Source organism: Rhodoferax sp. RT5P35 (assembly GCF_056521385.1).
On sequence record NZ_JBWMAX010000003.1, the window covers coordinates 138927 to 163174 of the forward strand.

28 protein-coding genes are annotated in these 24248 nt (G+C 62.7%); 14 read left to right on the forward strand and 14 right to left on the reverse strand.

What is annotated here, in order from left to right:
* Window positions 1-141 precede the first annotated feature (141 nt).
* Complete coding sequence (gene xdhC, locus AC097L_RS05010; RefSeq protein WP_479585072.1) at window positions 142-957, reverse strand: xanthine dehydrogenase accessory protein XdhC; 816 nt, start codon at window positions 955-957, stop codon at window positions 142-144.
* Between the two features lie 54 nt (window positions 958-1011).
* Between xdhC and AC097L_RS05015 the strand changes: the two genes are divergently transcribed.
* Window positions 1012-1545, forward strand: a complete 534-nt coding sequence (locus AC097L_RS05015; protein WP_479585469.1) for a hypothetical protein — start codon at window positions 1012-1014, stop codon at window positions 1543-1545.
* Between the two features lie 78 nt (window positions 1546-1623).
* Here the strand turns inward: AC097L_RS05015 and uraH are convergent, their stop codons facing one another.
* Window positions 1624-1974: a hydroxyisourate hydrolase gene (gene uraH, locus AC097L_RS05020; RefSeq protein ID WP_479585073.1), complete on the reverse strand. Its 351-nt coding sequence runs from the start codon at window positions 1972-1974 to the stop codon at window positions 1624-1626.
* A 77-nt stretch (window positions 1975-2051) separates the two neighbouring features.
* Here uraH and AC097L_RS05025 point away from each other — a divergent pair, with 77 nt between their 5' ends.
* The 13 genes from AC097L_RS05025 (at window position 2052) to AC097L_RS05085 (ending at window position 16010) form a co-directional block, all read left to right on the forward strand.
* Window positions 2052-2723 carry a GntR family transcriptional regulator gene (locus AC097L_RS05025; protein WP_479585074.1) on the forward strand — a complete coding sequence of 224 codons (672 nt, stop codon included), beginning with the start codon at window positions 2052-2054 and terminating at the stop codon, window positions 2721-2723.
* Window positions 2724-2742: 19 nt separating this feature from the next.
* Complete coding sequence (gene puuE, locus AC097L_RS05030) at window positions 2743-3690, forward strand: allantoinase PuuE (protein ID WP_479585075.1); 948 nt, start codon at window positions 2743-2745, stop codon at window positions 3688-3690.
* A 14-nt stretch (window positions 3691-3704) separates the two neighbouring features.
* Window positions 3705-5480: a 2-oxo-4-hydroxy-4-carboxy-5-ureidoimidazoline decarboxylase gene (uraD, locus tag AC097L_RS05035; RefSeq protein WP_479585076.1), complete on the forward strand. Its 1776-nt coding sequence runs from the start codon at window positions 3705-3707 to the stop codon at window positions 5478-5480.
* Window positions 5481-5487: 7 nt separating this feature from the next.
* On the forward strand, window positions 5488-6711 hold the full coding sequence (locus AC097L_RS05040) for a M20 family metallopeptidase (protein ID WP_479585077.1): 1224 nt from the start codon (window positions 5488-5490) through the stop codon (window positions 6709-6711).
* A 106-nt stretch (window positions 6712-6817) separates the two neighbouring features.
* The gene (locus AC097L_RS05045) at window positions 6818-9130 is read left to right on the forward strand and encodes an NADP-dependent malic enzyme (protein ID WP_479585078.1); all 2313 of its coding nucleotides are present in this window, start codon (window positions 6818-6820) and stop codon (window positions 9128-9130) included.
* Between the two features lie 99 nt (window positions 9131-9229).
* Window positions 9230-10261 carry an ABC transporter substrate-binding protein gene (locus AC097L_RS05050; RefSeq protein WP_479585079.1) on the forward strand — a complete coding sequence of 344 codons (1032 nt, stop codon included), beginning with the start codon at window positions 9230-9232 and terminating at the stop codon, window positions 10259-10261.
* Window positions 10262-10328: 67 nt separating this feature from the next.
* Window positions 10329-11135 (forward strand): ABC transporter ATP-binding protein, encoded by an 807-nt coding sequence (locus AC097L_RS05055; RefSeq protein WP_479585080.1) that lies wholly within the window; start codon window positions 10329-10331, stop codon window positions 11133-11135.
* Complete coding sequence (locus AC097L_RS05060; protein WP_479585081.1) at window positions 11132-11899, forward strand: ABC transporter permease; 768 nt, start codon at window positions 11132-11134, stop codon at window positions 11897-11899. The genes AC097L_RS05055 and AC097L_RS05060 overlap by 4 nt, the downstream gene beginning before the upstream one ends.
* A gap of 154 nt (window positions 11900-12053) precedes the next feature.
* Entirely contained in the window at window positions 12054-12365 is a 312-nt protein-coding gene (locus AC097L_RS05065) for a high-potential iron-sulfur protein (protein ID WP_479585082.1), read from the forward strand.
* A complete protein-coding gene (locus tag AC097L_RS05070; protein ID WP_479585083.1) occupies window positions 12362-12517 on the forward strand; it encodes a DUF2256 domain-containing protein in 156 nt (51 codons plus the stop codon). Before AC097L_RS05065 ends, AC097L_RS05070 begins: the two co-directional genes overlap by 4 nt.
* Complete coding sequence (locus tag AC097L_RS05075) at window positions 12510-14060, forward strand: cryptochrome/photolyase family protein (RefSeq protein WP_479585084.1); 1551 nt, start codon at window positions 12510-12512, stop codon at window positions 14058-14060. The genes AC097L_RS05070 and AC097L_RS05075 overlap by 8 nt, the downstream gene beginning before the upstream one ends.
* On the forward strand, window positions 14057-15322 hold the full coding sequence (locus tag AC097L_RS05080; protein WP_479585085.1) for an FAD-binding domain-containing protein: 1266 nt from the start codon (window positions 14057-14059) through the stop codon (window positions 15320-15322). Before AC097L_RS05075 ends, AC097L_RS05080 begins: the two co-directional genes overlap by 4 nt.
* Window positions 15261-16010 carry an SDR family NAD(P)-dependent oxidoreductase gene (locus AC097L_RS05085; protein WP_479585086.1) on the forward strand — a complete coding sequence of 250 codons (750 nt, stop codon included), beginning with the start codon at window positions 15261-15263 and terminating at the stop codon, window positions 16008-16010. The genes AC097L_RS05080 and AC097L_RS05085 overlap by 62 nt, the downstream gene beginning before the upstream one ends.
* 138 nt (window positions 16011-16148) lie before the next feature.
* Here the strand turns inward: AC097L_RS05085 and AC097L_RS05090 are convergent, their stop codons facing one another.
* From AC097L_RS05090 to AC097L_RS05145, 12 genes are all read right to left on the reverse strand, one after another.
* Window positions 16149-17702, reverse strand: coding sequence for a cryptochrome/deoxyribodipyrimidine photo-lyase family protein (locus tag AC097L_RS05090; RefSeq protein ID WP_479585087.1), 1554 nt, complete (start codon window positions 17700-17702; stop codon window positions 16149-16151).
* 466 nt (window positions 17703-18168) lie between these two features.
* Window positions 18169-18423 (reverse strand): hypothetical protein, encoded by a 255-nt coding sequence (locus tag AC097L_RS05095; protein ID WP_479585088.1) that lies wholly within the window; start codon window positions 18421-18423, stop codon window positions 18169-18171.
* Between the two features lie 170 nt (window positions 18424-18593).
* Window positions 18594-19220: a hypothetical protein gene (locus tag AC097L_RS05100; protein ID WP_479585089.1), complete on the reverse strand. Its 627-nt coding sequence runs from the start codon at window positions 19218-19220 to the stop codon at window positions 18594-18596.
* A gap of 74 nt (window positions 19221-19294) precedes the next feature.
* Window positions 19295-19657: a hypothetical protein gene (locus tag AC097L_RS05105; RefSeq protein ID WP_479585090.1), complete on the reverse strand. Its 363-nt coding sequence runs from the start codon at window positions 19655-19657 to the stop codon at window positions 19295-19297.
* The gene (locus AC097L_RS05110; RefSeq protein ID WP_479585091.1) at window positions 19657-21402 is read right to left on the reverse strand and encodes a DUF927 domain-containing protein; all 1746 of its coding nucleotides are present in this window, start codon (window positions 21400-21402) and stop codon (window positions 19657-19659) included. Before AC097L_RS05110 ends, AC097L_RS05105 begins: the two co-directional genes overlap by 1 nt.
* Before the next feature lie 146 nt (window positions 21403-21548).
* Complete coding sequence (locus AC097L_RS05115) at window positions 21549-22457, reverse strand: toprim domain-containing protein (RefSeq protein WP_479585092.1); 909 nt, start codon at window positions 22455-22457, stop codon at window positions 21549-21551.
* Window positions 22450-22674 carry a hypothetical protein gene (locus AC097L_RS05120; protein ID WP_479585093.1) on the reverse strand — a complete coding sequence of 75 codons (225 nt, stop codon included), beginning with the start codon at window positions 22672-22674 and terminating at the stop codon, window positions 22450-22452. The genes AC097L_RS05115 and AC097L_RS05120 overlap by 8 nt, the downstream gene beginning before the upstream one ends.
* Entirely contained in the window at window positions 22667-22879 is a 213-nt protein-coding gene (locus AC097L_RS05125; RefSeq protein ID WP_479585094.1) for a hypothetical protein, read from the reverse strand. Before AC097L_RS05125 ends, AC097L_RS05120 begins: the two co-directional genes overlap by 8 nt.
* A gap of 83 nt (window positions 22880-22962) precedes the next feature.
* A complete protein-coding gene (locus AC097L_RS05130) occupies window positions 22963-23211 on the reverse strand; it encodes a hypothetical protein (RefSeq protein WP_479585095.1) in 249 nt (82 codons plus the stop codon).
* The gene (locus AC097L_RS05135) at window positions 23208-23495 is read right to left on the reverse strand and encodes a hypothetical protein (protein WP_479585096.1); all 288 of its coding nucleotides are present in this window, start codon (window positions 23493-23495) and stop codon (window positions 23208-23210) included. The genes AC097L_RS05130 and AC097L_RS05135 overlap by 4 nt, the downstream gene beginning before the upstream one ends.
* 3 nt (window positions 23496-23498) lie before the next feature.
* The gene (locus AC097L_RS05140) at window positions 23499-23975 is read right to left on the reverse strand and encodes a hypothetical protein (protein ID WP_479585097.1); all 477 of its coding nucleotides are present in this window, start codon (window positions 23973-23975) and stop codon (window positions 23499-23501) included.
* Window positions 23972-24217, reverse strand: a complete 246-nt coding sequence (locus AC097L_RS05145; RefSeq protein WP_479585099.1) for a helix-turn-helix transcriptional regulator — start codon at window positions 24215-24217, stop codon at window positions 23972-23974. The genes AC097L_RS05140 and AC097L_RS05145 overlap by 4 nt, the downstream gene beginning before the upstream one ends.
* Window positions 24218-24248 lie beyond the last annotated feature (31 nt).

Below are 24248 nucleotides of genomic sequence, written 5' to 3' on the forward strand. Positions count from 1 at the left end.
CCTATCGCCCAGAGGGCTTCAGGGGGCGCTGCGTCCAGTCCTAACAGTATTGCGATGCCCACCACTGCGGGCGCTGTAGGCACTAAAAAGTCACGCACAAAAACCCGGGAAGTGGCTTTGCACCGCTGCGACCGGCTCATTCTATGGAGTAAACCTTTGCAACAACTGTGCCGCTACCGCAATGGCAATCACCTCGGGCTCTTTGCCGGGAATGCCGGGCACGCCAATCGGGCAGGTGACGTGGGCCAGTTCGGCAGCGCTGAAGCCCCTTGCTGCCAGCCGCTGGCGAAAGCTGGCCCACTTGGTCTGGCTGCCAATCAGCCCCAAAAATGGCAGATCACCCCGGCTGCGCTGGCGCTGCAGGCAGGCGGAGACAATGTCCAGGTCTTCGGCGTGGCTAAAGCTCATGATGAGCACCTGGCTGCCGGGGACGATGTCCTGCACCGCGTGCTGCACCGGGTCGGAATGTTCGCAACGCACGGAAGCGGGCAGACCGGCGGGGAAGATGCCATCGCGGCTGTCGATCCAGGTCAGGGCAAATGGCAGACGCGCCAGCACCTGCACCAGCGCATGGCCTACATGGCCACCACCAAACAAGGCGACGGGCGGGTGTTTGGAAGCCAGGTCGGCGCGCAGGCGGCCTATATCGGCGGCCGTGAGCACCTCAAACCGCAAATGCACCACGCCCCCACAGCACTGCCCCAAACTGGGGCCTAGCGGATAGCGGATAACCTCCGCACCTAAGGTACCTTTCAGGCGGGCACGCGCCTCGGCCATGGCCTGGAATTCAAGGTTGCCGCCGCCGATGGTGCCCACCAACTGGTCGGCCAGCACGGCCATCCAGGTGCCCGGCCCGCGCGGCACCGAGCCTTGGGTAGACTGCACCGTGACCAGCACGGCGGGTGCATGCTGTAGGTGCTGGAGTAAAAGCTGGAGTAAAACGTCTGTAGAAGTCACCTGCGAAGTATGCATGGCACGCACCCTGGCAAGCCAAACAAATCGATTGAAATGATGCAACCAACCCGTTCTGCACGCCACCCCTTGCGCTGGGCGCTGGCGGGGCTCTCCACCGCCATCGCCACTTTGCTGGCCGGATGCGGTACTGCGCCTCCACCCCCTGCTGGGCCGTCGGCAACCCCTACCGTGCCCGCAGCCAGTTCCAAGCCGGGAGCACCGGCCCCCACGCCCGCAGTGCCCCCAAAAATCTCCACCGCCACCACACCGCGCGACTACCGCCGTGATGCCGCCCGCCACCTCTACGACCGCAATGCCGAGCGTATCTACCAGGGCAAACTGCAGCCCAACCTGTACGCCATCGGGGTATTGGAGGTGCACCTCGACCGCCAGGGTGCGGTCACCGGCCTGCACTGGATGCGCGCCCCCAAACATGCGCCCGAGGTGGTCACAGAAATCGAACGCACCGTACGCGCCGCAGCTCCCTTTCCACCCCCCTCGCGCCTGGGCCGCGTCACCTACACCGACACCTGGCTGTGGGACAAAAGCGGGCAGTTCCAGCTCGATACGCTGACCGAAGGCCAACTTTAGGCAAATTCCGAAAATGCTATAAAAAATATAGCTACTAGTGCATACAAAATATACGCTAGCGGCCTATTTGTTATAAATTTAGCTACCCCGGTAAGTGGAATAGCTCCAGGGGCTGACCAAGAGCGGTACGTGGTAGTGCTGCTGGGTATTGGCAATACCAAAGTCCAGATTCACCCGGTTCAAAAAATTCGGCTCAGGCAGCACCACGCCACGGGCTTTGAAATACCCCGCCACGTCAAACGTGAGCCGGTAAGTGCCGACGTGCAGGCTGGCGGTATCCAGCAAAAGGCCGTCACTGCGGCCATCGGCATTGGTCACAAAACGCTTGACCAGGGTGGTGCCCTCCCCCTGCGTTGTGTAAAGCTCTACCGCCATACCGGCTGCCGGACTGCCATGCATCGTATCCAAAACGTGTGTGCTCAATCCCATACGTGTCCTCACTTAATCAAATACTTTGTAACCAAACAAATTTGTATACAGTACAAATACTGCGCTATTATCGTGGTATGGAATCCACCACGACCAATACCAATACGATCGTTGAAGCGTTGACCAAGGCGATTGTTGAGCATAGGCTGCACCCCGGTACCAAGCTGGCGGAACAAAAGCTGGCTGACCATTTTGGTGTATCGCGCACGCTGGTCCGGCAAGCCCTGTTCCAGCTCTCACAAAACCGCCTGATCCGCCTGGAGCCTGCGCGCGGAGCCTTTGTGGCCGCGCCGTCGGTGGCCGAAGCCCGCCAGGTTTTTGCCGTGCGCCGCATGCTGGAAGCTGAAATGGTGCGCGCTCTGGTACGCGACATCACCCCAAGCAAAATCAAGGCCTTGAAAGAACAAGCCACGGTTGAAAAAGCCGCGCTCAAAGACAAAGACCTGACCAACCGCACCGAGGTGCAAGGCAACTTCCACATCCGCATGGCCGAGTTGCTGGACAACGATGTGCTGGTGCAGATGATGGTGGAACTATTGTCGCGCTGCTCACTCATCACCCTGATGTACCAGACAGACAACCCCACCGACCACGCCAGTGACGACCACGACGCGCTCATCAAAGCGCTAGCCGCCAAAGACGAAGCACTGGCCGTGCGCCTGATGGACGAACACCTGCACAACGTCGAAGCCAACCTCACCTTTGACCGCAAGATCCCCAGCAACGACATCGCCATGGCATTGGCCTGAGTTGTGCTTTGAAGCTGTCATGACCGAGACATCCGCCCCCACCCCAGAAGCCTACCCCCGCGACCTGGTCGGCTATGGCCGCCACGTACCCCACGCCCAATGGCCTGACAAAGCAAAAATTGCGGTGCAGTTCGTACTTAACTACGAAGAAGGCGGTGAAAACAATGTGTTGCACGGCGACGCGGCATCCGAGACTTTTTTGTCCGAGCTGATCACCGCCCAGCCCTTCCCCGACCGGCACATGACCATCGAGTCGATGTACGAATACGGCTCGCGGGCGGGCTCCTGGCGCATCCTGCGCGAGTTCGAAAAGCGCGGCCTGCCACTGACCATCTTCGGCGTGTCCATGGCCCTGGAGCGGCATCCCGAACTCACACAAGCCTTCATTGATTTGGGCCATGAGATCGCCTGCCACGGCTGGCGCTGGATCCACTACCAAAACCTGCCCGAAGCCACCGAGCGCGAGCACATGGCCGTAGGTGCCGAAATCATCCGCAAGATGACCGGCGGTCTCTGGCCCCAAGGTTGGTACACCGGCCGCGACAGCCCCAACACCCGCCGCCTGCTCGCCGACCAGGGCGGCTTTGCCTACGACAGCGACTACTACGGCGACGACCTGCCGTTCTGGATGCCCACTACCAAAACCGATGGCACGGTAGAGCCGCGGCTGGTCATCCCCTACTCACTGGACACCAACGACATGCGCTGCGTGCAGGTACAGGGCTTCAACACCGGCGACCATTTTCTGCAGTACTTGAAAGACAGCTTTGACGTGCTGTACGCCGAAGGTGAAGAGGCCCCCAAAATGATGAGCATCGGCATGCACTGCCGGGTGCTGGGCAAGCCCGGCCGCTTTGGCGCGCTGCAGAAGTTTCTGGACTACGTGCAAAGCCATGAGCGCGTGTGGATCTGTCGCCGCATCGACATCGCCGAACACTGGCAAAAAGTCCACCCTTACAAGCCCTGACTCCTGGTTAACCCATGCCCCTGACGCTCGCCTTCCTCAACACCGCCCCCCAGCACGAGGTACTGCAGCAGCTGCCCGGCCTGTACGAACACTCTCCCTGGATCGCAGAAAAAGCCCTGGCCGCGCGACCATTTGCCTCGCTGGCTGCATTCAAGTACGCCATGGTGCAGGTGCTGGCTGAGGCGGGTACGCAAGCCCAGCTGGACCTGATCCGCGCCCACCCCGAGCTGGCGGGCAAGGCCGCCGAGCCTCTCACCACTGAGTCCAGCCACGAGCAAAACCAGGCCGGCCTGACGCGCTGCACGCCGCAAGAGCTGGCCCGGTTGCAGCAACTCAACGCCGACTACGGCCAGAGGTTCGGCTTCCCATTCATCCTGGCGGTGCGCGGGCCGCGCGGCACGGGACTGCGCAAGCAGGAAATCATCGACACCTTTGTGCGCCGCCTGCGCAACCCGGCGGACTTTGAGCACGCCGAGGCCCTGCGCAACATCCACCGTATTGTCGAAATCCGCCTGAACGACGCATTCGACAGCCACCCCACGCAAGGCAACTTGGTGTGGGACTGGCAAGAAGCATTGAGCGTGCACACCGACCCTGGCTACGCTGAGCGCGGCCAGCTCACCGTGACCTACCTGACCGACGCGCACCGCGCCTGTGCCGCCCAGATCGCCCAGGGTATGCGCGACTGCGGTTTTGATACCGTACAGATCGATGCCGTGGGCAACGTGGTGGGCCGCTACCTGGCCACCACGTCGAATGATGCGCCCGATGCCAAAACCCTGCTCACCGGCAGCCACTACGACACCGTGCGCAACGGCGGCAAATACGATGGCCGCTTGGGTATTTTTGTGCCCATGGCCTGCGTGCAAGCCCTGGCCCAACAAGGCAAACGCCTGCCGTTCCACTTTGAAGTCGTGGGTTTTGCCGAAGAAGAAGGCCAACGCTACAAGGCTACCTTTTTGGGCTCGGGCGCGTTGATCGGCCACTTCAACCCCGACTGGCTGGACCAGACCGATGTGGACGGCACCAGCATGCGCACTGCCATGGCCCACGCCGGTTTGCAAGTTAACGACATCCCTGCGCTGCAGCGCACGCCCGAAGACTACCTGGGCTTTGTCGAAGTCCACATTGAGCAAGGCCCGGTGCTCAACGAACTGGACATTCCCTTAGGGCTCGTCACCTCCATCAACGGCAGTGTGCGCTACACCGGCGAGGTGCTGGGTGTGGCCTGCCACGCGGGCACCACGCCCATGAATCGGCGCCGCGATGCCGCCACCGCTGTGGCCGAGCTGACGCTGTACGTGGAGCAACGCGCCGGGCAAGACGGTGACTCGGTCGGCACCGTCGGCATGCTGCAGGTGCCCAATGGCTCCATCAACGTGGTGCCCGGCCAGTGCAACTTCAGCCTGGACCTGCGCGCCCCGAACAATACCCAGCGCGATGCCCTGGCCAACGATGTCATCGCCCAACTGCAGTCCATCTGCGACCGCCGCGGCCTGCGCTACACCCTGGAAGAGACCATGCGTGCCGCCGCCGCGCCCAGCGCACCCGCGTGGCAGCAGCGCTGGGAAGCCGCGGTCGATGCCCTGGGTGTGCCCCTGCACCGCATGCCCAGCGGCGCAGGCCACGATGCCATGAAGCTGCACGAGGTGATGCCCCAGGCCATGCTGTTTGTGCGCGGCCAAAATGCCGGTATCAGTCACAACCCGCTAGAGAGCAGCACGGCCGACGACATGCAACTGGCCGTAGATGCTTTCTCCCATCTTTTGAACAACCTCTCTCCCGACTAAGCACCCCATGACAGATTACGCCCCGCTTGATGCCTGGATCGACCAGCATTTCGACGAAGAAGTCGCCTTTTTGCAAGAGCTCATTCGCGTCCCCACCGACACCCCGCCAGGCAACAACGCCCCCCACGCCGACCGCACCGCGACTCTTCTGGAAGCCATGGGCCTGGCCGTAGAAAAGCACCCCGTGCCCGCCGCCGAGGTCAGCGCCGCCGGCATGGAATCCATCACCAACCTGGTGGTGCGCCGCCAATATGGCCCAGGCAAAACCATCGCCTTGAACGCCCACGGCGACGTGGTCCCGCCCGGCGATGGCTGGACGCACGCGCCCTACGGCGGTGACATCGCCGACGGCAACATCTTTGGCCGTGCCACGGCGGTGAGCAAGGGCGACTTCGCCAGCTTCACCTTTGCCGTGCGGGCGCTCGAATCCCTGGGCCTGCCGCTCAAAGGCGCTGTGGAGCTGCACTTCACCTACGACGAAGAATTCGGCGGCGAACTCGGCCCCGGCTGGCTGCTCAAAAACAAGATCGTGCAGCCCGACCTGATGATCGCCGCAGGCTTCTCCTACCAGGTGGTCACCGCGCACAACGGCTGCCTGCAGATGGAAGTCACCGTGCACGGCAGAACAGCCCACGCCGCCATACCCGAGAGCGGCGTAGACGCGCTGCACGGTGCGGTACAGATTCTGAACGCCCTGTACGCGCAAAACACGCTGTATAAAGGAGTCACCTCGGGCGTGGAAGGAATCACCCACCCCTACCTGAACGTGGGCACGATTACCGGCGGCACCAATACCAACGTGGTTCCCGGCAAGGTCACGTTCAAGCTCGATCGCCGCATGGTCCCTGAAGAAAACCCGGTCGAAGTGGAAGCCAATATCCGCCAGGTGATCGCCGATGCCGCCGCCAGCCAGCCCGGCATCACAGTAGACATCAAACGCCTGCTGCTGGCCCACTCCATGCAGCCCTTGACCGGCAACCAGCCGCTGGTCGATGCCATCCAGAAGCACGGCCTGGCCGTGTTTGGCGAGACTATTCCAGCCATGGGCACGCCCCTCTACACCGACGTGCGGCTATACGCCGCTGCAGGCATCCCCGGCGTGATCTACGGCGCGGGCCCCCGCACCGTGCTGGAATCCCACGCCAAGCGCGCCGACGAGCGCCTGAGCCTGGAAGACCTGCGCCGCGCCACCAAGGTGATTGCGCGCACCCTGGCCGACCTGCTGGCATAACGTCATCCGCCTTTTGCATCGACATAGGTAGTCTCCACGGGGACTACCCGCCATGGCTTGCGGTAGGCTTACGCATCCAAAAATTTCAACCAGGACACTGAGCAAAATGGCCAAAGACATTTCCCCGGCAGAAATGGCGCTGCGCGACGCAGCCCGCGAATACCACTGCACTCCCACCAAAGGAAAAATCTCAGTCAACGCGACCAAGCCGCTGTCCAACCAGCGCGACCTGTCGCTGGCCTACTCGCCTGGCGTAGCCTACCCCTGCCTGGACATCCAGCGCGACCCGTCCCTGGCAGCGGAATACACCTCGCGCGGCAACCTGGTCGGCGTGATCACCAACGGCACGGCGGTGCTGGGCCTGGGCAATATCGGCCCGCTGGCCTCCAAGCCGGTGATGGAAGGCAAGGGCTGTTTGTTCAAGAAATTCGCCGGTATCGACGTGTTCGACATCGAGTTGGCCGAAAACGACCCCGACAAGCTGGTGGACATCATTGCCGCCATGGAACCCACGCTGGGCGGTGTGAACCTGGAAGACATCAAAGCCCCCGAGTGCTTCTACATCGAGCAAAAGCTGCGCGAGCGGATGAACATCCCGGTGTTCCACGACGACCAGCACGGCACGGCCATCATCTCGTCGGCCGCGCTGCTCAACGGCCTGGAGCTGGTGGGCAAGAAGATCGAAGATGTGAAGGTCGCCGTATCCGGTGCCGGAGCCGCAGCCATCGCCTGCCTTGACGTGATGGTCGGCCTGGGCGTGCAGCGCAAGAACATCTTCGCCTGCGACTCCAAGGGCATCATCTACCAGGGCCGCCCCGGCGGTTTTGACGCGTCCAAAGAGCGCTATGCCCAAGACACCTCGGCCCGCACATTGGCCGACGCTGTGAACAACGCCGACGTGTTTTTGGGTTGCTCCGCCGCGGGTGTACTGACCGCCGAGATGGTCAAGACCATGGCCGCCCAACCCATCATCCTGGCGCTGGCCAACCCCGAGCCTGAAATCCGCCCTGAGCTGGCCAAGGCCGTGCGCCCCGATTGCATCATTGCCACCGGCCGCTCGGACTACCCGAACCAGGTCAACAACGTGCTGTGCTTCCCGTACATCTTCCGCGGTGCACTCGACTGCGGTGCGACCAAGATCACCGAAGCCATGAAGCTGGCCTGCGTGCGCCAGATCGCCGACCTGGCCAAGGCCGACATCAGCGAAGAAGTAGCGGCAGCCTACTCGGGCAAAGAACTGGTGTTTGGCAGCGAATACCTGATCCCCACGCCGTTTGACTCGCGCCTGATTCTGCGCATCGCCCCCGCTGTGGCCAAGGCCGCCGAAGAATCCGGCGTAGCCACCCGCCCGATCAAGGACTACGAGGCCTACCGCCAAAGCCTGATGCGCTTTGTTTACCAAACCGGCATGTTCATGCGCCCGGTGTTCAGCGCCGCCAAGGCCGTTCCCGCCAACGCCAAGCGCGTGGCCTATGCCGAAGGGGAAGACGAGCGCGTGCTGCGCGCCGCCCAGCTCGCGGTAGACGAAAACCTGGCCCACCCCATCTTGATTGGCCGCCCCGCCGTCATCGAGGCGCGCATTCTCAAAGCCGGTCTGCGCATTCGCGTGGGTACCGATGTAGAAGTGGTGAATCCCGAGGACGACGCCCGCTTCCGCCAGTACTGGGAAACCTACCACCGCCTGATGGGCCGCCGCGGCGTGTCGCAAGATGTGGCCAAAGCCGCCGTGCGCCGCTCCAACACCACCATTGCCGCACTGATGGTGCGCCTGGGCGATGCCGATGCCATGCTGTGTGGCCTGCTGGGCCGCTACGAAGGGCATTTACAGCATATCAACGACATAATCGGCCTGAAGAAAGGTGCCTCTGGTTTTGCGGCCCTGAACGCGCTGATGCTGGAAAAGCACACCCTGTTCATCACCGATGCATTTGTCAACGAAGACCCCACCGCCGAGCAGCTTGCCAGCATCGCCATGATGGCTGCCGACGAAGTGGCACGCTTTGGCCTGCCGCCCAAGGTGGCGTTTTTATCGCATTCCAATTACGGCTCGTCCGACCGCCCCTCGGCCCGCAAAATGCGCGCCGCCCACGAACTGTTCAAGGCGATGGCTCCGGACATCGAATCCGATGGCGAGCTGCAAGGCGATGCGGCCCTGTCGCAGCCCATGCGCGAAGCCGCGCTGCTGGATGCGGAAACCAGTTTGCACGGCGAAGCCAACCTGCTGGTCTGCCCCAACCTAGATGCCGCCAACATCTTGTTCAACGTGCTCAAGGTCACTGGCGGCAACGGCGTGACGGTCGGCCCCATTCTGCTGGGCGCTGCCGCTTCGGCGCACATCCTGACCCCGTCCGCCACCGTGCGCCGGGTCGTCAACATGACGGCTTTGGCCGTGGCCAACGCGGTAACTTTCCGCAAATAAGCAACGCCGCCTCCCCCAAAAGCGCACTTCTACAGTGCGCTTTTTTGTTTTGGTGGCACCGTAATTGCTGTAACGTCTAAATACCCCTTTGGAGTCCCGATGAAAAAGCGCAGCTTTCTGCACACCACTATCGCCAGCGCCGCCCTGCTGCTGGCTGCCCCCGCCTTCGCACAGACAACCCCCATCAAGTTCCAGCTCGATTGGCGTTTTGAAGGCCCGGCAGCGCTGTTTCTTACCCCGGCGGCCCGCGGCTATTTCAAGGATGCCAAGCTGGACGTGGCCATCGATGCGGGCAACGGCTCGGGCGGCGCGGTCACGCGGGTGGCATCGGGAGCCTACGACATGGGCTTTGCAGATTTGGCCGCGCTGATGGAATTCCACGCCAACAACCCCGACGCGCCCAACAAACCGGTGGCGGTGATGGTGGTCTACGCCGACACCCCGGCCTCGGTGATGGTGCTGAAGAAATCCGGCATCAAAACCCCCGCCGACCTCAGCGGCAAAAAGCTTGGTGCCCCGGTGTTCGACGCGGGCCGCCGCGCCTTTCCCATCTTTGCCAAGGCCAACGGCATCACCGGCGTGCAGTGGACCAGCATGGACCCGCCGCTGCGCGAAACCATGCTGGTGCGCGGCGACGTGGATGCCATCACCGGCTTCACCTTCACCTCGCTGTTGAACCTGGAAGCGCGCGGCACCCCGGCCGCCGACGTGCTGGTGCTGCCCTACCCGCAGTTTGGCGTGAAGCTGTACGGCAACGCCATCATCGCCTCGCCCAAGCTCATCAAGGAGAACCCGGCCGCTGTCAAAGCCTTCTTGCAGGCTTTCGCCAAGGGCATGAAAGAAGTCATCGCCCGGCCTGCCGCCGCCATCGAAGACGTCAAGGCCCGCGACGGCATCATCAACACCGCCCTGGAGCTGCGCCGCCTGAACATGGCTATCGACACCGCCATCAACACCCCCAACGCCCGCGCCGAGGGCTTTGGCCAGACCACGCCACCGCGCCTTTCACTGATGGCCTCGCAGGTATCGGACGCATTTGCCACCAAAACGCGGGTCAACCCCGACGCAGTGTGGAACGGCAGCTTTTTGCCCAGTGCGGCCGAATTGAACGTGTTGCCAGTCAAAAAGTGAATACTATGTTTTTTATAGCTACTAGCGTAGACCGAATATGCGCTAGCGGACTATTTCTTATAAATTTGTGAACACACCACCTTTTGTAGACTTTTCGGATGTCTGGCTGGCCTACAACGACACATTGCTGGCGCAAAACCAGTTTGCGGTAGAGGCGATCGACCTGCAGGTGCAGCAGGGCGAATTCATCGCCATCGTCGGGCCGTCGGGCTGCGGCAAGTCCACCTTCATGAAACTGGCCACCGGGCTGAAGATGCCGTCACGGGGCAGCATCCGCATCGACGGCCAGCCGGTGACCGGGCCGCTCAAAATATCCGGCATGGCCTTCCAGGCGCCATCGCTGCTGCCCTGGCGCACCACGGTAGACAACGTGCTGCTGCCGCTGGAAATCGTGGAGCCCTACCGCAGCCATTTCAAGACTAAGCGCAAGGAATACGTGGAGCGCGCCCGGCAGTTGCTGCAGAAGGTCGGGCTGGGCGGCTATGAAGACAAATTCCCCTGGCAGCTTTCGGGCGGCATGCAGCAGCGCGCCAGCATTTGCCGCGCCCTGATCCACGAGCCCAAGATGCTGCTGCTCGACGAGCCCTTTGGTGCGCTGGATGCCTTCACCCGCGAAGAGCTGTGGTGCATCCTGCGCGACCTGTGGACCGAGCAGCGCTTCAACGTGATCTTGGTCACGCACGACCTGCGCGAGAGCGTGTTTCTGGCCGATACGGTGTACGTGATGGGCAAGAGCCCGGGCCGCTTCATGCACAAACAGCACATTACCCTGCCCCGCCCGCGGGACCTGGAGCTGACCTACACCCCAGAATTCAGCGACATAGTGCACGCCCTGCGCGGCCACATCGGCAACTTCCGAAAGGCCACGCCATGAACCCCAAAACCCTGGAACGCTGGTCGCCCTGGGTGCTGCTGGTGGCCATCGTGTTGCTATGGCAGGGTATTTGCAGCGCCTTCAACGTGTCCGAATTCATCTTCCCCAGCCCCTGGCGCATCTGGACGCAGTTGGTCGAATTCAAAGGCCCTATCGCCGCCCACGCCTGGCGCACCTACTGGGTGACGATGGCGGGCTTTGGGCTGGCGATGGTGGTGGGCGTGCTGCTGGGCTTTGTGGTGGGCAGCTCGCGGCTGGCCTATGCCGCCATCTACCCGCTGATGACGGCTTTCAATGCCCTGCCCAAGGCCGCGTTTGTGCCGATTTTGGTGGTGTGGTTTGGCATTGGCACCGGCCCGGCCATCCTCACGGCCTTCCTGATCAGCTTCTTCCCCATCATGGTCAACATCGCCACCGGCCTGGCCACGCTGGAGCCCGAGCTGGAAGACGTGCTGCGCGTGCTGGGGGCCAGACGCTGGGACGTGCTCACCAAGGTGGGTCTGCCGCGCTCCATGCCCTACTTTTTTGGTTCGCTCAAGGTGGCCATCACCCTGGCGTTTGTGGGCACCACCGTGTCGGAAATGACCGCCGCCAACGAGGGCATTGGCTACCTGCTGATCTCGGCTGGGTCCAGCATGCAGATGGGCCTGGCCTTTGCCGGGCTGATGGTCGTGGGGGCCATGGCCATGGTGATGTACGAGCTGTTCAGCTTCATTGAGAAGCACACCACCGGCTGGGCACACCGAAGCTCACAAGATGGCTGAGAACGTGACTGAGTAGTATCAGACTAAACCGCTGCGTATTGATTTTGATCAAAGCGGCGCACGCAGGTGTTGCGTATGCTCCGGCCACCGTTGCTTTTGACGGAGGCAGTCCGCCGGTAGTCCCCTTCAGGACCATCGGCAGGAGATACCCAAAATGACCCACCCACGACGCGTTTTCCTGATGTCCCTTGCGGCCACCAGTGCAGCCCTTTCCACCCTCAGCACCAGCGTACACGCCCAGGCCAAGGTCGATGAAAAAGACCCCCAGGCAGCAGCTCTGGGCTACGCCGCCGACACCACCAAGGTGGATGCCAAAAAGTACCCCAACCACGCCGCAGCCCAGATGTGCGGTAGCTGCGCGCTGTACCAAGGCAAACCGGCAGACGCTGCCGGTGCCTGCCCGCTCTTCGCAGGCAAAGTGGTCGCTGCCAAAGGCTGGTGCAGCGCCTGGGCCAAGAAGGGATGAAGCTCCAAAGCTTCAAGGGCAACAAACAGTCGCTGCCCGCCAAGCCCTGCGCGGCTTGTGGGCGCGATATGGTGTGGCGTAAAAGCTGGGCCAAAAACTGGGCCGAGGTGAAGTACTGCTCGGATGCCTGCAGAAAGAACAAAAATGCTTAGAAACTTGGTCATTGTGCTGGGCGACCAGCTCGACCTGGCGTCCAGCGCCTTTGACGGTTTTGATGCCACGCAAGATGCGGTGTGGATGGCCGAAGTGGCCGAAGAATCCACCCACATCTGGTCCAGCAAGCAGCGCATCGCCCTGTTTTTAGCGGCCATGCGCCAGTTTGCCAAAGGCCTGCAGGACGCAGGCCACCCCTTGCACTACACCCGGCTAGACCAGGCCGACAACCGGGGCAGCCTGGCAGCCGAATTAGAGTTTGCTATAAAAAAGCTAGCTCCTAGCGCATGCGTGATAAGCGGTGCAGGCGATTTTCGTGTGTACCAATCGATCCAGGCCGTGGCCAAGCAGACAGGTGTGCCGCTGGACGTGCGCGAAGACCGCCACTTTTTTGCGACGGTGCGCCAGTTTGCCGAGCACGCCAAAGACCGCAAGTCGCTGCGCATGGAGTATTTCTACCGCGAAATGCGCCGCCGCCACGGCGTGCTGATGGAGGGCGACCAGCCCGCCGGTGGCCAGTGGAACTTCGATGCCGAGAACCGAGAAGCCTTTGGCAAAACCGGCCCCGGCAGCGTGCCCGCCCGCACCACCTTCGCGCCCGATGCCACCACGCAAGCGGTGATAGACCTGGTCAACACCCGCTTTGCCAGCCACCCCGGCACCTTGGACAGCTTTGCCTGGCCCGTCACCCGCGCGCAGGCTTTGCAATCATTGGATGCGTTCATCGCCGAGCGCCTGCCGCTGTTTGGCCGCTACCAGGATGCCCTGTGGCCGGGCGAGGCCTGGCTGTACCACTCGCACCTGGCGGCGGCGCTGAACCTCAAGCTGCTCAACCCCCGCGAGGTGGTGGCCGCCGCCGAGGCCGCCTACCAGGTGGGTGCCGCGCCGCTGGCCTGTGTGGAAGGCTTCATCCGCCAGATTCTGGGCTGGCGCGAATACGTGCGCGGCATCTACTGGACGCAAATGCCCGGCTACGCCGACCGCAACGCACTCAACGCCCAGGAGCCCCTGCCCGCCTGGTACTGGACCGGCCAGACCGACATGGCCTGTCTGCGCGATGCCATCGAACAAACCCTGGCCCACGGCTACAGCCACCACATCCAGCGCCTGATGGTCACCGGCCTGTTCGCCCTGCTGCTGGGCGTGCAGCCGCAGCAGGTGCACGCCTGGTATTTATCGGTCTACGTGGACGCGGTGGAATGGGTGGAACTGCCTAACACCCTGGGCATGGCCATGTACGCCGACGGTGGCCTGATGGCCAGCAAACCCTACATCGCCACGGGCAAGTACATCGAGCGCATGGGCAGCAAGCAGCATTGCGCGGGCTGCCGCTACGACCCCGCCCAGCGCGAAGGCGACCGCGCCTGCCCCTTCACCACGCTGTACTGGGACTTTTTGGCCCGGCACGAAAAGATGCTCACCGCCAACCCGCGCATGGCGCTGCAAGTGCGCAACCTGGCCCGCCTGAGCGACGCACAAAAGCAGGCCGTGGCCGAGCGCGCCGCCGCCATTCGCAGCGGTGCGGTGGGGGCCAGCGCATGAGCTTCGAGCCCACCCTGGCCGCTGCCCAGGCCCACATTACCGCCGTGCGCCCCGCCGACTACGCGCGCAGCCGCAACGCCATCGAAGGTGCCGTCACCGGCCTGTCGCCGTACATCACGCATGGGCTCGTCACCCTGCCCGAGGTGCTAGCGGGCGTGACGGCGCGGCACCGGTTGGACGTAGGGCACAAGTTTGTCTTCGAACTGGGCTGGCGCGAATATTTTCGCCACGTGTGGCAGCACCTGGGCAATGGCATCTTGCAGTCGCTGCACGAGGGGCTGCTGCCCAAGATCGCCTATGCACCCGAGTTACCCGCCGACATCCGCCAGGCACGCACCGGCATCCCCGCCATCGACACCGCCGTGCGCACGCTCTACGCCACCGGCTACCTGCACAACCACGCCCGCATGTGGCTGGCCAGCTACGTGGTGCACATCCGCAAAGTGCATTGGCGCGCCGGGGCCGACTGGATGATCGCCCACCTGCTCGACGGTGATCTGGCCAGCAACCACCTGAGCTGGCAATGGGTGGCCGGCACCGGCAGCACCAAGCCCTACCTGTTCAACGCCGAAAACGTCGCCAAATACGCCCCGCCCGACTGGCACAGCCCCGACAGCGTGATCGACACGTCCTACGCCGCGCTGGATGCCATCGCCCGCAGCCCAAAAGCTTTGGCCGGGCGGCCCGCAGCCGAAGGCGTGGACGAGCCCGCCGTGTCCCCCACCCCGCCCAACGCCACCGCGCCGGATGCCGCGCTGGTCGCTGACCGCGACGTGTGGCTGGTGCATCCCTGGGCGCTGCGCCTGCCGCCGGAACTGCCCGCCAATACGCTGTGCATCGGCATCTATCTTGAAGAATTCCATAGCGTCTGGCCCTGGAGCGATAAGCGCTGGCGCTTTGTAGAAGCCCGCATGGCCGAGCTCACCATCGCCCGCTGGCACGCCGACACCGCCACGCTGCAACAGGCGCTGCGCGGTGCGCGGTCGGTACGCACCGTAGCCGACCCGCACATGGACCTGAGCGCCGTCGCCCAGGTCCAGCCCGCGCCCATGCTGTTTGCTGAAGTCGCCCGCCCCTGCACGTCGTTCTCGCAGTGGTGGACCCGCACGACGCGCGGTGTCTCCGAGTTGCACGACCTCCCCGGACTGGCAGGCCTGTCTGCCGGTCCGCTATTTGACCTCTCCCCAGAAAGTGAACCCCATGACAACGACATCTCCTCAGATCGCCCTGGTGACCGGCGCACGCGGTGGCATAGGCCGTGAAGTCGTCGCCCAGTTACGCCAGGCAGGCCACCGCGTAGCCGCCGTAGGCCGCGATGCCGCCGCACTGGCTGACCTGGCAGCCGATGCCCATATCGCCGCCGACACCACCACGTTTGAGGGCACAGCAGAGGCCATCGCCGCCTGCATCGCCCAGCTCGGCGGCCCGCCCACGCTGCTGGCCCACTGCGTCGGCAGCACCTTGATTGCGCCCCTGCACCGCAGCACGGCGGCGCAGTACCGCGAAGTGATGCGCATCAACCTGGACAGCGCCTTCTTCATGCTGCAAGCCTGGGTAGAGGCCCTGCGCGTGGCCAAGCTGCAAGGCGCGGCAGTGCTGGCATCCAGCGTGGTCTCGCGCATCGGCGTGGCCAACCACGAAGCCATCGCCGCCGCCAAAGGCGGCATCGAAGCCCTGGCCCGCAGCGCAGCAGCCACATACGCCCCGCTAGGCCTGCGCGTCAACGTAGTGGCTCCCGGCATGACCGACACCCCCATGACCGCAGGCATGCTGCGCATGGACGCGATGCGCGAAGGCGCAGGCAAGCAGTACCCGCTGGGTGGGGTGCAGACAGCGGTGCAAGTGGCCGATGCCATGGCCTGGTTGCTAAGCGATGGCGCGGCGCGTATTACGGGGCAGGTGATTGCGGTGGATGGCGGGTTTACCACCGTGCGGCCACTGGTGAAGTAACGCCGATAAGACTTACGCCGCACCCGCTGAGTCGCTCTATGGGCACACAGGGGGTCTTGCGTAAATTTTGGCCTGATTTAGGCCTCTAGTCCATACAAATATTGCACTGCAAGCTATAAATTAAATAGCAAAAAGTACTCAATCCGCAAACAAATCCAGCTGCGGCGAAGCCTGCGGCACGCGTGGCGACTTGGTGCGGGCCATGCCCGTGCGCGGCAATCCGGCTTTGCGCGAGCCGTGCTGGTCCTGGATCGTATCGGCTTCAGCGCGTGATGCTGCCGTGCCGCGCAAGCCATACAGCCGCTCTTTGGCCGCCTTGACGGCCACTGCATCGTCCACGATGGGTGTGGGGTAGTGCTGGCCCAGCACACAGCCCACGGTACGCTGCTGTGCCGCACCCATGCGCCAGGGTGTGGCCAGCAGTGCCAGGGGCACCTGCGCCAGCTCGGGCACCCAGCGGCGGACGAATACGCCTGCGGGGTCGTGGTCTTGCGCCTGTTTGGTGGGCGAATAGATGCGCAAGGTATTGATGCCGGTGGTGCCGCTTTGCATCTGCATCTGGCTCCAGTGGATGCCGGGCTCAAAGTCCAGAAACTGCTGTGCCAAAAACACGCCCGTGGCCCGCCAGTGCAGCCACAAGTGGTAAGACGCAAACGACACCAACATGGCGCGCATGCGAAAGTTCAGCCAGCCGGTGGCGCGCAGGCTGCGCATGCAGGCATCGACCATGGGGTAGCCGGTCTGGCCCGCGCACCAGGCACCAAAACGGTCCGCGTCAAAGTCGTTTTCGCGCAGGCCATCGCACACGCGGGCGAAGTTCTGGAACTCGATGCGCGGCGCATCTTCCAGCTTTTGCATGAAGTGGCAGTGCCAGTGCAGCCGTCCGGAAAATCCACGCAAAGCCGCCACCCAGTGCCGCGCGTCGGGGTCGCCCTCAGCTTTGATCTGCGCAATCCGCGCCTCGGTCGCCTGGTACACCTGCCGCACCGAAAGCGTGCCAAAGGCCAGGTGCGGGCTGAGTCGGCTGCAGCCCTCTTCGGCCGTCAAGGGGCTGGACAGCGACTGCCGGTAGCCCCCACCGCGCTGGTGCAAGAAGCTGTACAAAGTCGCGTGCGCAGCCTCCTCGCCTGCCGCTTGCACCTGGCGGCCATGGGGCTTGCAACCCAACTGGGCCAACGAAGGAAGATCCGCCATCGCCACCCGCGCACCGGCCCAGCCCGCAGGCATCGCAACCATAGGTGCCGCCATGCGCTGCTGCCAGCGTGCCGCCCAGCCGTTGCGCGAACGCAAACGGCGGATGACCCCGGTGTGGGCAAATTCCTGCCACTGCACGCCGTGGGCACGGCACCAGTCGGCCACCGCCAGGTCGCGGGCGTAAGTCCAGCCCGAGCCCGTTTCTTCATGGCTTACAAGGTGCTGGAAGCCATGGTTGCGCTGCAACGCGGCAAACACCTGCAATACCGGCCCCACCCGCACCAGCAGCGGCAAGCCGCGCGCTGCCAATGCCAAACGCAGCTCGGCCAGGCAGGCCAGAGTGAAAGCCACATGCTGGGCATCGCACTCGGGACTGGCCAGCCACTCAGGCTCGATGACAAACACCGCCAACGCCGCGCCCGGCAAGGCCGCAGCCGCCGCCAGCGGCGCGTGGTCACGACTTCGCAAATCCTTTTTTAACCAGACAACAACGTTCATGGTGGGACTGTCGCCGATTTGTGAATTTGGGTCTGGCGCTGGGGTATTGCGGAAAAAATCCAACAAAAAAGCCCTGCAACTTTGCAGTTGCAGGGCTTTCGACGGAGGCGCTCGAAAGATGCCTTGAAACCCGCATGAATACTGGGTTTCACTTTTTGCAATGGCACTTTGTACCCCCGTCTGTACCCCCACGACCTCATTGATACCCCCCTTCCAGTCAATTCTCAGGGGCCAATCAATTCACAGATTCGGGCACTTAAAAAACAATTGGTTTGTTGGCTATCTGCACCACGGTGGCCAGCCCGCGGGCCGCCCTGCGCTGCGTACCGACTTTGCGCACTGACCCTGCGCACCTGTTTTTCTGAATCAGCGCTCCAGCCTCGTACCGGGGCATTTCGTACCAACTCGCCCGCTAACCGCTGTTTCACGAACCCACGGAAGCATTACCGGGTAACAAACGTGACGGTCAAGCGGTCGCCCGTGCTTTTGCCGCCAGCCGGTCAACCGCTTTGTTCTCAGCAGGCGTAAGGCTTGCCCGGACCTGTTTGATGCGGCATAGGTCAAACGCCAGTTGCCGAACCTGCCTAGGGGATGGCCCCTTGCGAAAATGAAAGCGCAGGCAGCCTTCAGTTACCCCCATGCCGCCCGCAATGGCCCGGACGGACTCGCCATACACCGCCCGGCCAAAGGCTTCCTGAATCTGAATACAAGTGATTTTCATGGCGACAGTGCGTAAGTTTGCGTAAGCCGTATAGCCGTGGAAGAGCCACACCAACCGCCTGCCGCTTCCTTCGAGGTGGTGTGGCACATCCAAGCCATGCAAATGCGCGCGCGAGGCCGCATCTCCGCTAGCCGCTGCCTTCGAGGTGCTGGTGGGTCGTCAGTCATTGCTCAATATCGGCCAGCTTGAAGCCGCCCTATCACTTTCAGCAGCGATTGGTTTGCCCGTTCATCCGCGCGGGCAAAGCGATCTTCAAGCCGCTGGAATGTCGCCCAGCGTTGCCACTTCGGTTTACCGGCCTCGATCAGTGCATGGAGCCGGTGGTAAGTGGCATAACCCCGGCTGGTTTCTGAGCCTGACTGCGAGGTGTAGCTGATTTTCTGACACTTACGGCAAGCAAACCGCCCCGAGCGCATGAACAGCACAGCAGCGCGGCCCCCGCAGCAGGGGCATTGGAACCACGTTTGAGCGCCACCATATCGGCACGGCGTAGAGGTCGTCCAAATAGTCTGTGATGCGTCTGCGCCCTGCGTCGAGTAGACCAGCCGAATCGAGTCGCTACTGACTTTCGCACCGATACTGCCCGCGACTTCACCACCACGCGACCATTGCCAAGTGAAAGCCAGCCCATCCAGCAGGTAGCCGCCCTTGCGCCATAGCCGAATATCAATCTTGAGCGTTTGCTCTGCCTTGAGCCGATAACTTGGCCGCCCTGCCCCGCACCGTGTGCCGCCTGTGCCCATAAATTTTTCTCCCACAGAAAACGAAATAGTTTGTTTAACCCGGTAGTCCTTCAAGGCCCTCAAAGCCGCATCGCACGCTTGTTTGTGCCGTCGAGGGGCTGGTGGTGGCCGTGCGTATCTCACTTTTTTCAAGTGCTTTGGTATCTATTCCAAAGCGCTACGCCAACCCCACAGCGCATGCCGTACACCGCCCCACGCCCTGCCGCGATGCAAACAGCGCAATGGAAATGGTGGGCGTGGTAGGCAGCTGCCAGTTCGCGCCAGGCGTTCGGGTCTGCCGGTGGTTCGGGTGGTGGGTCGTTTGCTGCTTCATCGAACGGCCCAATCTGTAAATTTTCCGGGGTATCACCAAAACACGGGGTATCAGGGGTATCAGGGGTGCAACCCGCATGGGTGTTGGCTTTGCGCTGATACCCCATGTTTTTTTCAGAGGTATCAGGGGTATCAGCCGCCCGGCAATGCAGGCGCTCCATCAGGTTTTTCAGTGCCATCACGCACCGCCTTCGATGCGATCAGGCCGCACGGTGTACAGCTTCATCCCCTCCCCACGGATACGCATGAACTTTGCCCGCTTGCCATCCGCCCCCGGCGCTTCAATAGCCCCGGCGTGTTGCAGCGCATCCAGCGCCCGCGCAAAGTCAAAGCCCTTGAGTGCTTCGCGCAAGCCATCGGCGTTGAACAAGTACATGCGCCCACCGTCGCCCGTGCGCCACCAGCCCGCCCGATCCCGCACCATCGCGGCCCGCTGGTCGTCGTCGCTGTCGGCATCCGAGAAACGGCTGTCCCCGTGGCGTTCAATGAAGCTGACGATGCGTTCCGTGATCTGGTCGCGCTCTGCATTGCCCCGGCCCGCGCCGCGCAAAGACTGCCAGGCGGCAAAGCCCACCGCTGAAGCCTTGATGGCTTCGCCGGTCTCCCAGCCGGTCACGCCGTAATCCGTCGCCAGCTCACCGGCCAGCGCCAGCACGGCAAAGCGCGCCGCCGCCCGTTTGGCTTGCCCTTCATCGCCAGGCGCTTGCAGTTCGGGTAATGCCTTAATGGCGTCCAAGGCTTCGCTAAAACTGCCCTCATGGTCACGCGTCAGCTTTTCCAGAAAGGCGCGTCCGGCGTGACCGTAGTCGGTCACCGCGGCGCGCTTGATAGCGTCAGAAAACGCCGTCCCGCTGCCCGACTGGTGCAGGTTGTCCCATGCGCCATAGGCACGCAGAGCGGGCACGTCCAGCAGCCGCACCGACTGGCCCGCCTTGATACGGTGCCCGCCCTCGGCCATCGTGGTGGCAATGGAGCGCTCGCCCGTAGAGAGAACGCTGCTTCGCCATCGTGTGATCGACCGTGCCGAACCCGTGCGGCTGGCCCGCTGCTTGCCCCGGCCATTGCCCAGCATGTACACCACCTCACCCACTTGGCGCGGATCACACTCGCTGATTTCGTCCAGCGCCAACAGGGAGTCGTTGAACAGCGCCGCCGCGCCTTCCAGGCCGTTGCCCGTGGTGCGCCAGCTGCGCCGGAATCCCGCACTGCCCCACACGCTGCAGGCCGCTTCGATGATGGTGGTCTTGCCGGTGGAGCTGTCGCCAATGAAGTGGATGCCGCCGCTTTCCTGCCCGCAGCGCGCCAGCACCGGCCCGGCAAACGCCGCACAGATACCCAGCACCAGCAGCGGATTACCCGCAGCCATGGCCGCAATACCCGCCTGCCAGCCTGCCAGCGTTCCCGCCGTGGCGTATTCATCGCTGCCGCGCTCGCCCGACTGGTAGGCCACGCTCGCCGCTCTAGGGCCGATCACGGCATCGGGCAAAACAAACGCCTTGTAATCGGTGCCCGCCCAGCCGGTCTGCAGCGCACATTCGATCCGGCGCTTGGGTGCCTTGTCTTGCAGGTACTCGCCCAGCCGGTAGCGCCCGTGCGGATCAATCTCCACCCCCATGCCCAGCAGCTCGCCGCGCAAGTCGGAACAGTCGCCGCGCAGCATCATCATCGGCATGGCCCACGTAGTCCACTTGCCCAGGGTGCTCTTGATGCGCAGCAGGCGTCCATAGTTGCCCGCGTGGGGGTCAGTGGTCACGGCGTCAACGTGCAAGGGGCTGCATATCCATTGCTGGGTTAGCGTCGGTGGCGCTTCGCCCTTGCCGTGCTTGATGCCAAAACTCCAAACGCCAGGACGGTATTTAGCCGCACCTTCTTCATGCCAGTCGTCGAACACCACGAACTTCGGGCGGTCTTTTTCTCCAGGCACCAAGCCTGCGATGGTGATGGATACCCCGCCTGATACCTCGCCTGATACCCCTGATACCTCTGAAAAATCAGCCGGGGTATCAGCCAAACCCGCATGGATACTGGCTTGCACCCCTGATACCTCTGATACCTCTGGATTTAGCAATGTCAGCATGTCAGCACCTCGATTTCAGAAAAGCAGGCGCGCACGGTGTCTAGTCCGGCCAGCGCGGCCAGGTCGTTAAAGTCGGTCGCCTTGTCCGGTCGGTCTGCCGGGAACTGGGGGGCCACGACAAAGCCGCCCACGGCCAGCGCCGCTTGCTTCGCTGCCGTCATGCCCGGATTGCCATCGGTGCGCCAGTCGTCATCCGCCGCGATCACCAAGGCCAAAGCCGGGTAGGCCTTGTGCAGCGCCAGCGCCACCGGCCCCACGTTGCCCGCATTGAAAGCCACCGCCACCGGCCAGCCCGTCGCCCCATGGATGCTTGCGCCCGTGGCGTAGCCCTCGGCAATCACCAGTAGGTCACCGGGCTTGCAGCCAATGGCGTGATAACAGCCCCTCATGCGGCCTTTGAAACGCTTTTCGCCATCCGGGGTAATCGTCTGCAGGCTGTGCAGCTTGCCTGCCGTATCGCGCAAGGGAACCAGCAGTGTCTCGCCGTCCTGCCGGATGCCATAGGCCTCAATGCCCTTAAAGGTTAGGTATGGGTGCGCACAAATTGTTGATGCCGCCTGCCAGCGAACAGCGGCCTTCTCGGCTTCATCCTTATGGCGTGCAGCCTCTGCTTCATCGCGTTGTGCCTTCATGGCTTTGATGCGCTGTCGGTGCGCGTCCCGCTCTGCATCGGTCATGGCGTTGTCCGACTTGGCGCACCAGGTGGACTGCAAACCTTGCCGCCAGCAGCCGAACGAACCCGCCGCCACGCCGTCCTCGTGCAGCACGTACCAGCCGTTTTTACTGTGGCCCGCGCCCGTGGGGTTGAAGCGGTGGATCACGCCGTCGCCGTGGATGGTGTCCGGGGGTTCCAGCCCTGCCGCCGCCATCGCCAGCCTAAAGTGTTCGGACGGGTTACTCATGGCGTCTCCCTTCGATGCGGGCCAAAAACAGGCGGGCTTCTTCCTCGGTAGCCAAGTGGCGCACCATGCCCCAGCGGGTGGCGTACATGGCCTTGCTGCCGGGTAGGCGGTTCAAGGTCTGGCCGCACAGTGCGAACTGGGCTTGCAGGGTGGCAAAGGCTTTTTCTGTCATGGCGGTGGGGGCTGTGCCGAATGGGGTAACAGGCAATTTATGCATGGTGGTGGCCTTCGGTAGTGGGGTGGCTGGCTTGGGCCAGGTCAAACAGATACCAACTGCGCAGGGTTTCCACCTCGTGCAGCGCCATGGTCAGCAGGTTGAATGTGTCGTCTAGGCCGTCGGTGCTGAGCTGGCCGTCCATGCGGTGCATTTCCGCTGCCGCCAGCAGCAGGCGGGCTTGCGCGGCATGGTGCAGCGCGTGCATTTCGGGGGTGCAGGGGTTAAAGCCTTTTGGGGCTGTAGCGCACGTACTGCCTGCGCAGGCAGCTATTGAAGTTATAGCGGCGTTCATGCAATACTGCCGGAAACACTGTATTGCAGGTCCGTCGTCTCTGCGGCATCGTCACCAAGTCCAGCCATAACCACGCCGGACAGGTGCACCAGGCGTGCGGCGATGCCTCGTACAACGAGATACGCGCCCTCTACTTCCTTTGGCACAAGGCCGGGCAGCGCAGCCGCCAGCGCTTCAATCTCATAGGTTGCATCCATACAAACGGCGCGGCGTGCTGCGTCAAAATCTAGTGCAGGCGTGCTCATGCTGCACCGCCGTTCTTGCGGGCGGCCTTGCAATCGGCCAGATACTGGGTATGGACGTTGCCAATGGCTTGGTGACAATCCAGCGCCACGTCGGCGCAATGCCAAAGATAGGTGTCCTGTAGGTCGTCGTTCAGGTTGCGAAACGCCTCGCCTGACTCGCCATAGGCGTGCGCCATCAAGGCGGAAAGCTGGGCCAGTTTGGCCGTGAGGTATTCCAGTTGCTCGCTGACTGTTTCGGGCGTGGCTGTGGCGTTGTTGCCCGTAGGCTTGTGAATAGCGACCATGGTTTAAGCCCCCACAGTCAAGGTGGTGACAGACTCGGCGCAGGCTTGTTTGAGCATGGATGCGGCCCGTGTGGCCTTCACCGTGGCTGCTTGGATGCCTTTGAGGCCGTCACCATGGCGAATATGGAATAACGCCATGCTCAAGGCGTTTTCAATGGCTTGCTGACGGGTAAGTGGGGAAGGGTTGCCCGTTTTGGGCGTGGTGGTGGTGTTGACCGTGGTCATGGTTTCGGCTCCTTGTCGAGACTGAAAACCATTCCTTGCGCTTTTGAGACACTCAGAATGGGTGTGGGGGTTCAAAACACAAAACAAGTTGTGCCACCGTCCTTGCGGATAGGCGATCCCCACACCCAAAACCTTAAATTCTGGACGTGAAAAAACCTCGTTGTCGGAGAGGTTGCCCGCTTGTTTTGTGGTGTTTTGAGCACCGAAAGCGAATGTAGCACAGCGCCGCAATGCCCGGCAAGAAAGAATATTCATGCGGCCACCAGGTCCATGCGCTTGGCGTGCAAGCGGTTCACCAGCTCTCTAATCTGCGTCTCGGTCTGGCCTGCGATACGCGCCGAATTAATGGCCTTGACCTCGTAGTCAGGCCAGCCCACAGAGCGCTCACCAATGGGCACGGGCTTGGTGAACAGCCCAGTCTTGATGGCGGTGTAAATCGAGGCGTGAGACTTGTGCCCGGTTTCAGCCTTGACGGCTGGCATTCTGAGAATTGACATTGTTTACCTCTATCGCCCTTTGGCGGTTCAT

What these genes read in the sequence shown, in the direction of transcription:
- AC097L_RS05050 (WP_479585079.1), top strand. Translation starts at nt 9,230, where the DNA reads ATGAAAAAGCGCAGCTTTCTGCACACCACTATCGCCAGCGCCGCCCTG.
- AC097L_RS05040 (WP_479585077.1), top strand. Translation starts at nt 5,488, where the DNA reads ATGACAGATTACGCCCCGCTTGATGCCTGGATCGACCAGCATTTCGAC.
- AC097L_RS05120 (WP_479585093.1), bottom strand. Translation starts at nt 22,674, where the DNA reads ATGCATAAATTGCCTGTTACCCCATTCGGCACAGCCCCCACCGCCATG.
- AC097L_RS05070 (WP_479585083.1), top strand. Translation starts at nt 12,362, where the DNA reads ATGAAGCTCCAAAGCTTCAAGGGCAACAAACAGTCGCTGCCCGCCAAG.
- AC097L_RS05125 (WP_479585094.1), bottom strand. Translation starts at nt 22,879, where the DNA reads ATGCACGCGCTGCACCATGCCGCGCAAGCCCGCCTGCTGCTGGCGGCA.
- AC097L_RS05065 (WP_479585082.1), top strand. Translation starts at nt 12,054, where the DNA reads ATGACCCACCCACGACGCGTTTTCCTGATGTCCCTTGCGGCCACCAGT.
- AC097L_RS05045 (WP_479585078.1), top strand. Translation starts at nt 6,818, where the DNA reads ATGGCCAAAGACATTTCCCCGGCAGAAATGGCGCTGCGCGACGCAGCC.
- uraH (WP_479585073.1), bottom strand. Translation starts at nt 1,974, where the DNA reads ATGGGATTGAGCACACACGTTTTGGATACGATGCATGGCAGTCCGGCA.
- AC097L_RS05085 (WP_479585086.1), top strand. Translation starts at nt 15,261, where the DNA reads ATGACAACGACATCTCCTCAGATCGCCCTGGTGACCGGCGCACGCGGT.
- AC097L_RS05140 (WP_479585097.1), bottom strand. Translation starts at nt 23,975, where the DNA reads ATGAATATTCTTTCTTGCCGGGCATTGCGGCGCTGTGCTACATTCGCT.
- AC097L_RS05075 (WP_479585084.1), top strand. Translation starts at nt 12,510, where the DNA reads ATGCTTAGAAACTTGGTCATTGTGCTGGGCGACCAGCTCGACCTGGCG.
- AC097L_RS05080 (WP_479585085.1), top strand. Translation starts at nt 14,057, where the DNA reads ATGAGCTTCGAGCCCACCCTGGCCGCTGCCCAGGCCCACATTACCGCC.
- AC097L_RS05095 (WP_479585088.1), bottom strand. Translation starts at nt 18,423, where the DNA reads ATGAAAATCACTTGTATTCAGATTCAGGAAGCCTTTGGCCGGGCGGTG.
- AC097L_RS05130 (WP_479585095.1), bottom strand. Translation starts at nt 23,211, where the DNA reads ATGAGCACGCCTGCACTAGATTTTGACGCAGCACGCCGCGCCGTTTGT.
- puuE (WP_479585075.1), top strand. Translation starts at nt 2,743, where the DNA reads ATGACCGAGACATCCGCCCCCACCCCAGAAGCCTACCCCCGCGACCTG.
- AC097L_RS05145 (WP_479585099.1), bottom strand. Translation starts at nt 24,217, where the DNA reads ATGTCAATTCTCAGAATGCCAGCCGTCAAGGCTGAAACCGGGCACAAG.
- AC097L_RS05090 (WP_479585087.1), bottom strand. Translation starts at nt 17,702, where the DNA reads ATGAACGTTGTTGTCTGGTTAAAAAAGGATTTGCGAAGTCGTGACCAC.
- AC097L_RS05060 (WP_479585081.1), top strand. Translation starts at nt 11,132, where the DNA reads ATGAACCCCAAAACCCTGGAACGCTGGTCGCCCTGGGTGCTGCTGGTG.
- AC097L_RS05025 (WP_479585074.1), top strand. Translation starts at nt 2,052, where the DNA reads ATGGAATCCACCACGACCAATACCAATACGATCGTTGAAGCGTTGACC.
- AC097L_RS05015 (WP_479585469.1), top strand. Translation starts at nt 1,012, where the DNA reads ATGCAACCAACCCGTTCTGCACGCCACCCCTTGCGCTGGGCGCTGGCG.
- AC097L_RS05105 (WP_479585090.1), bottom strand. Translation starts at nt 19,657, where the DNA reads ATGGCACTGAAAAACCTGATGGAGCGCCTGCATTGCCGGGCGGCTGAT.
- uraD (WP_479585076.1), top strand. Translation starts at nt 3,705, where the DNA reads ATGCCCCTGACGCTCGCCTTCCTCAACACCGCCCCCCAGCACGAGGTA.
- AC097L_RS05135 (WP_479585096.1), bottom strand. Translation starts at nt 23,495, where the DNA reads ATGGTCGCTATTCACAAGCCTACGGGCAACAACGCCACAGCCACGCCC.
- AC097L_RS05115 (WP_479585092.1), bottom strand. Translation starts at nt 22,457, where the DNA reads ATGAGTAACCCGTCCGAACACTTTAGGCTGGCGATGGCGGCGGCAGGG.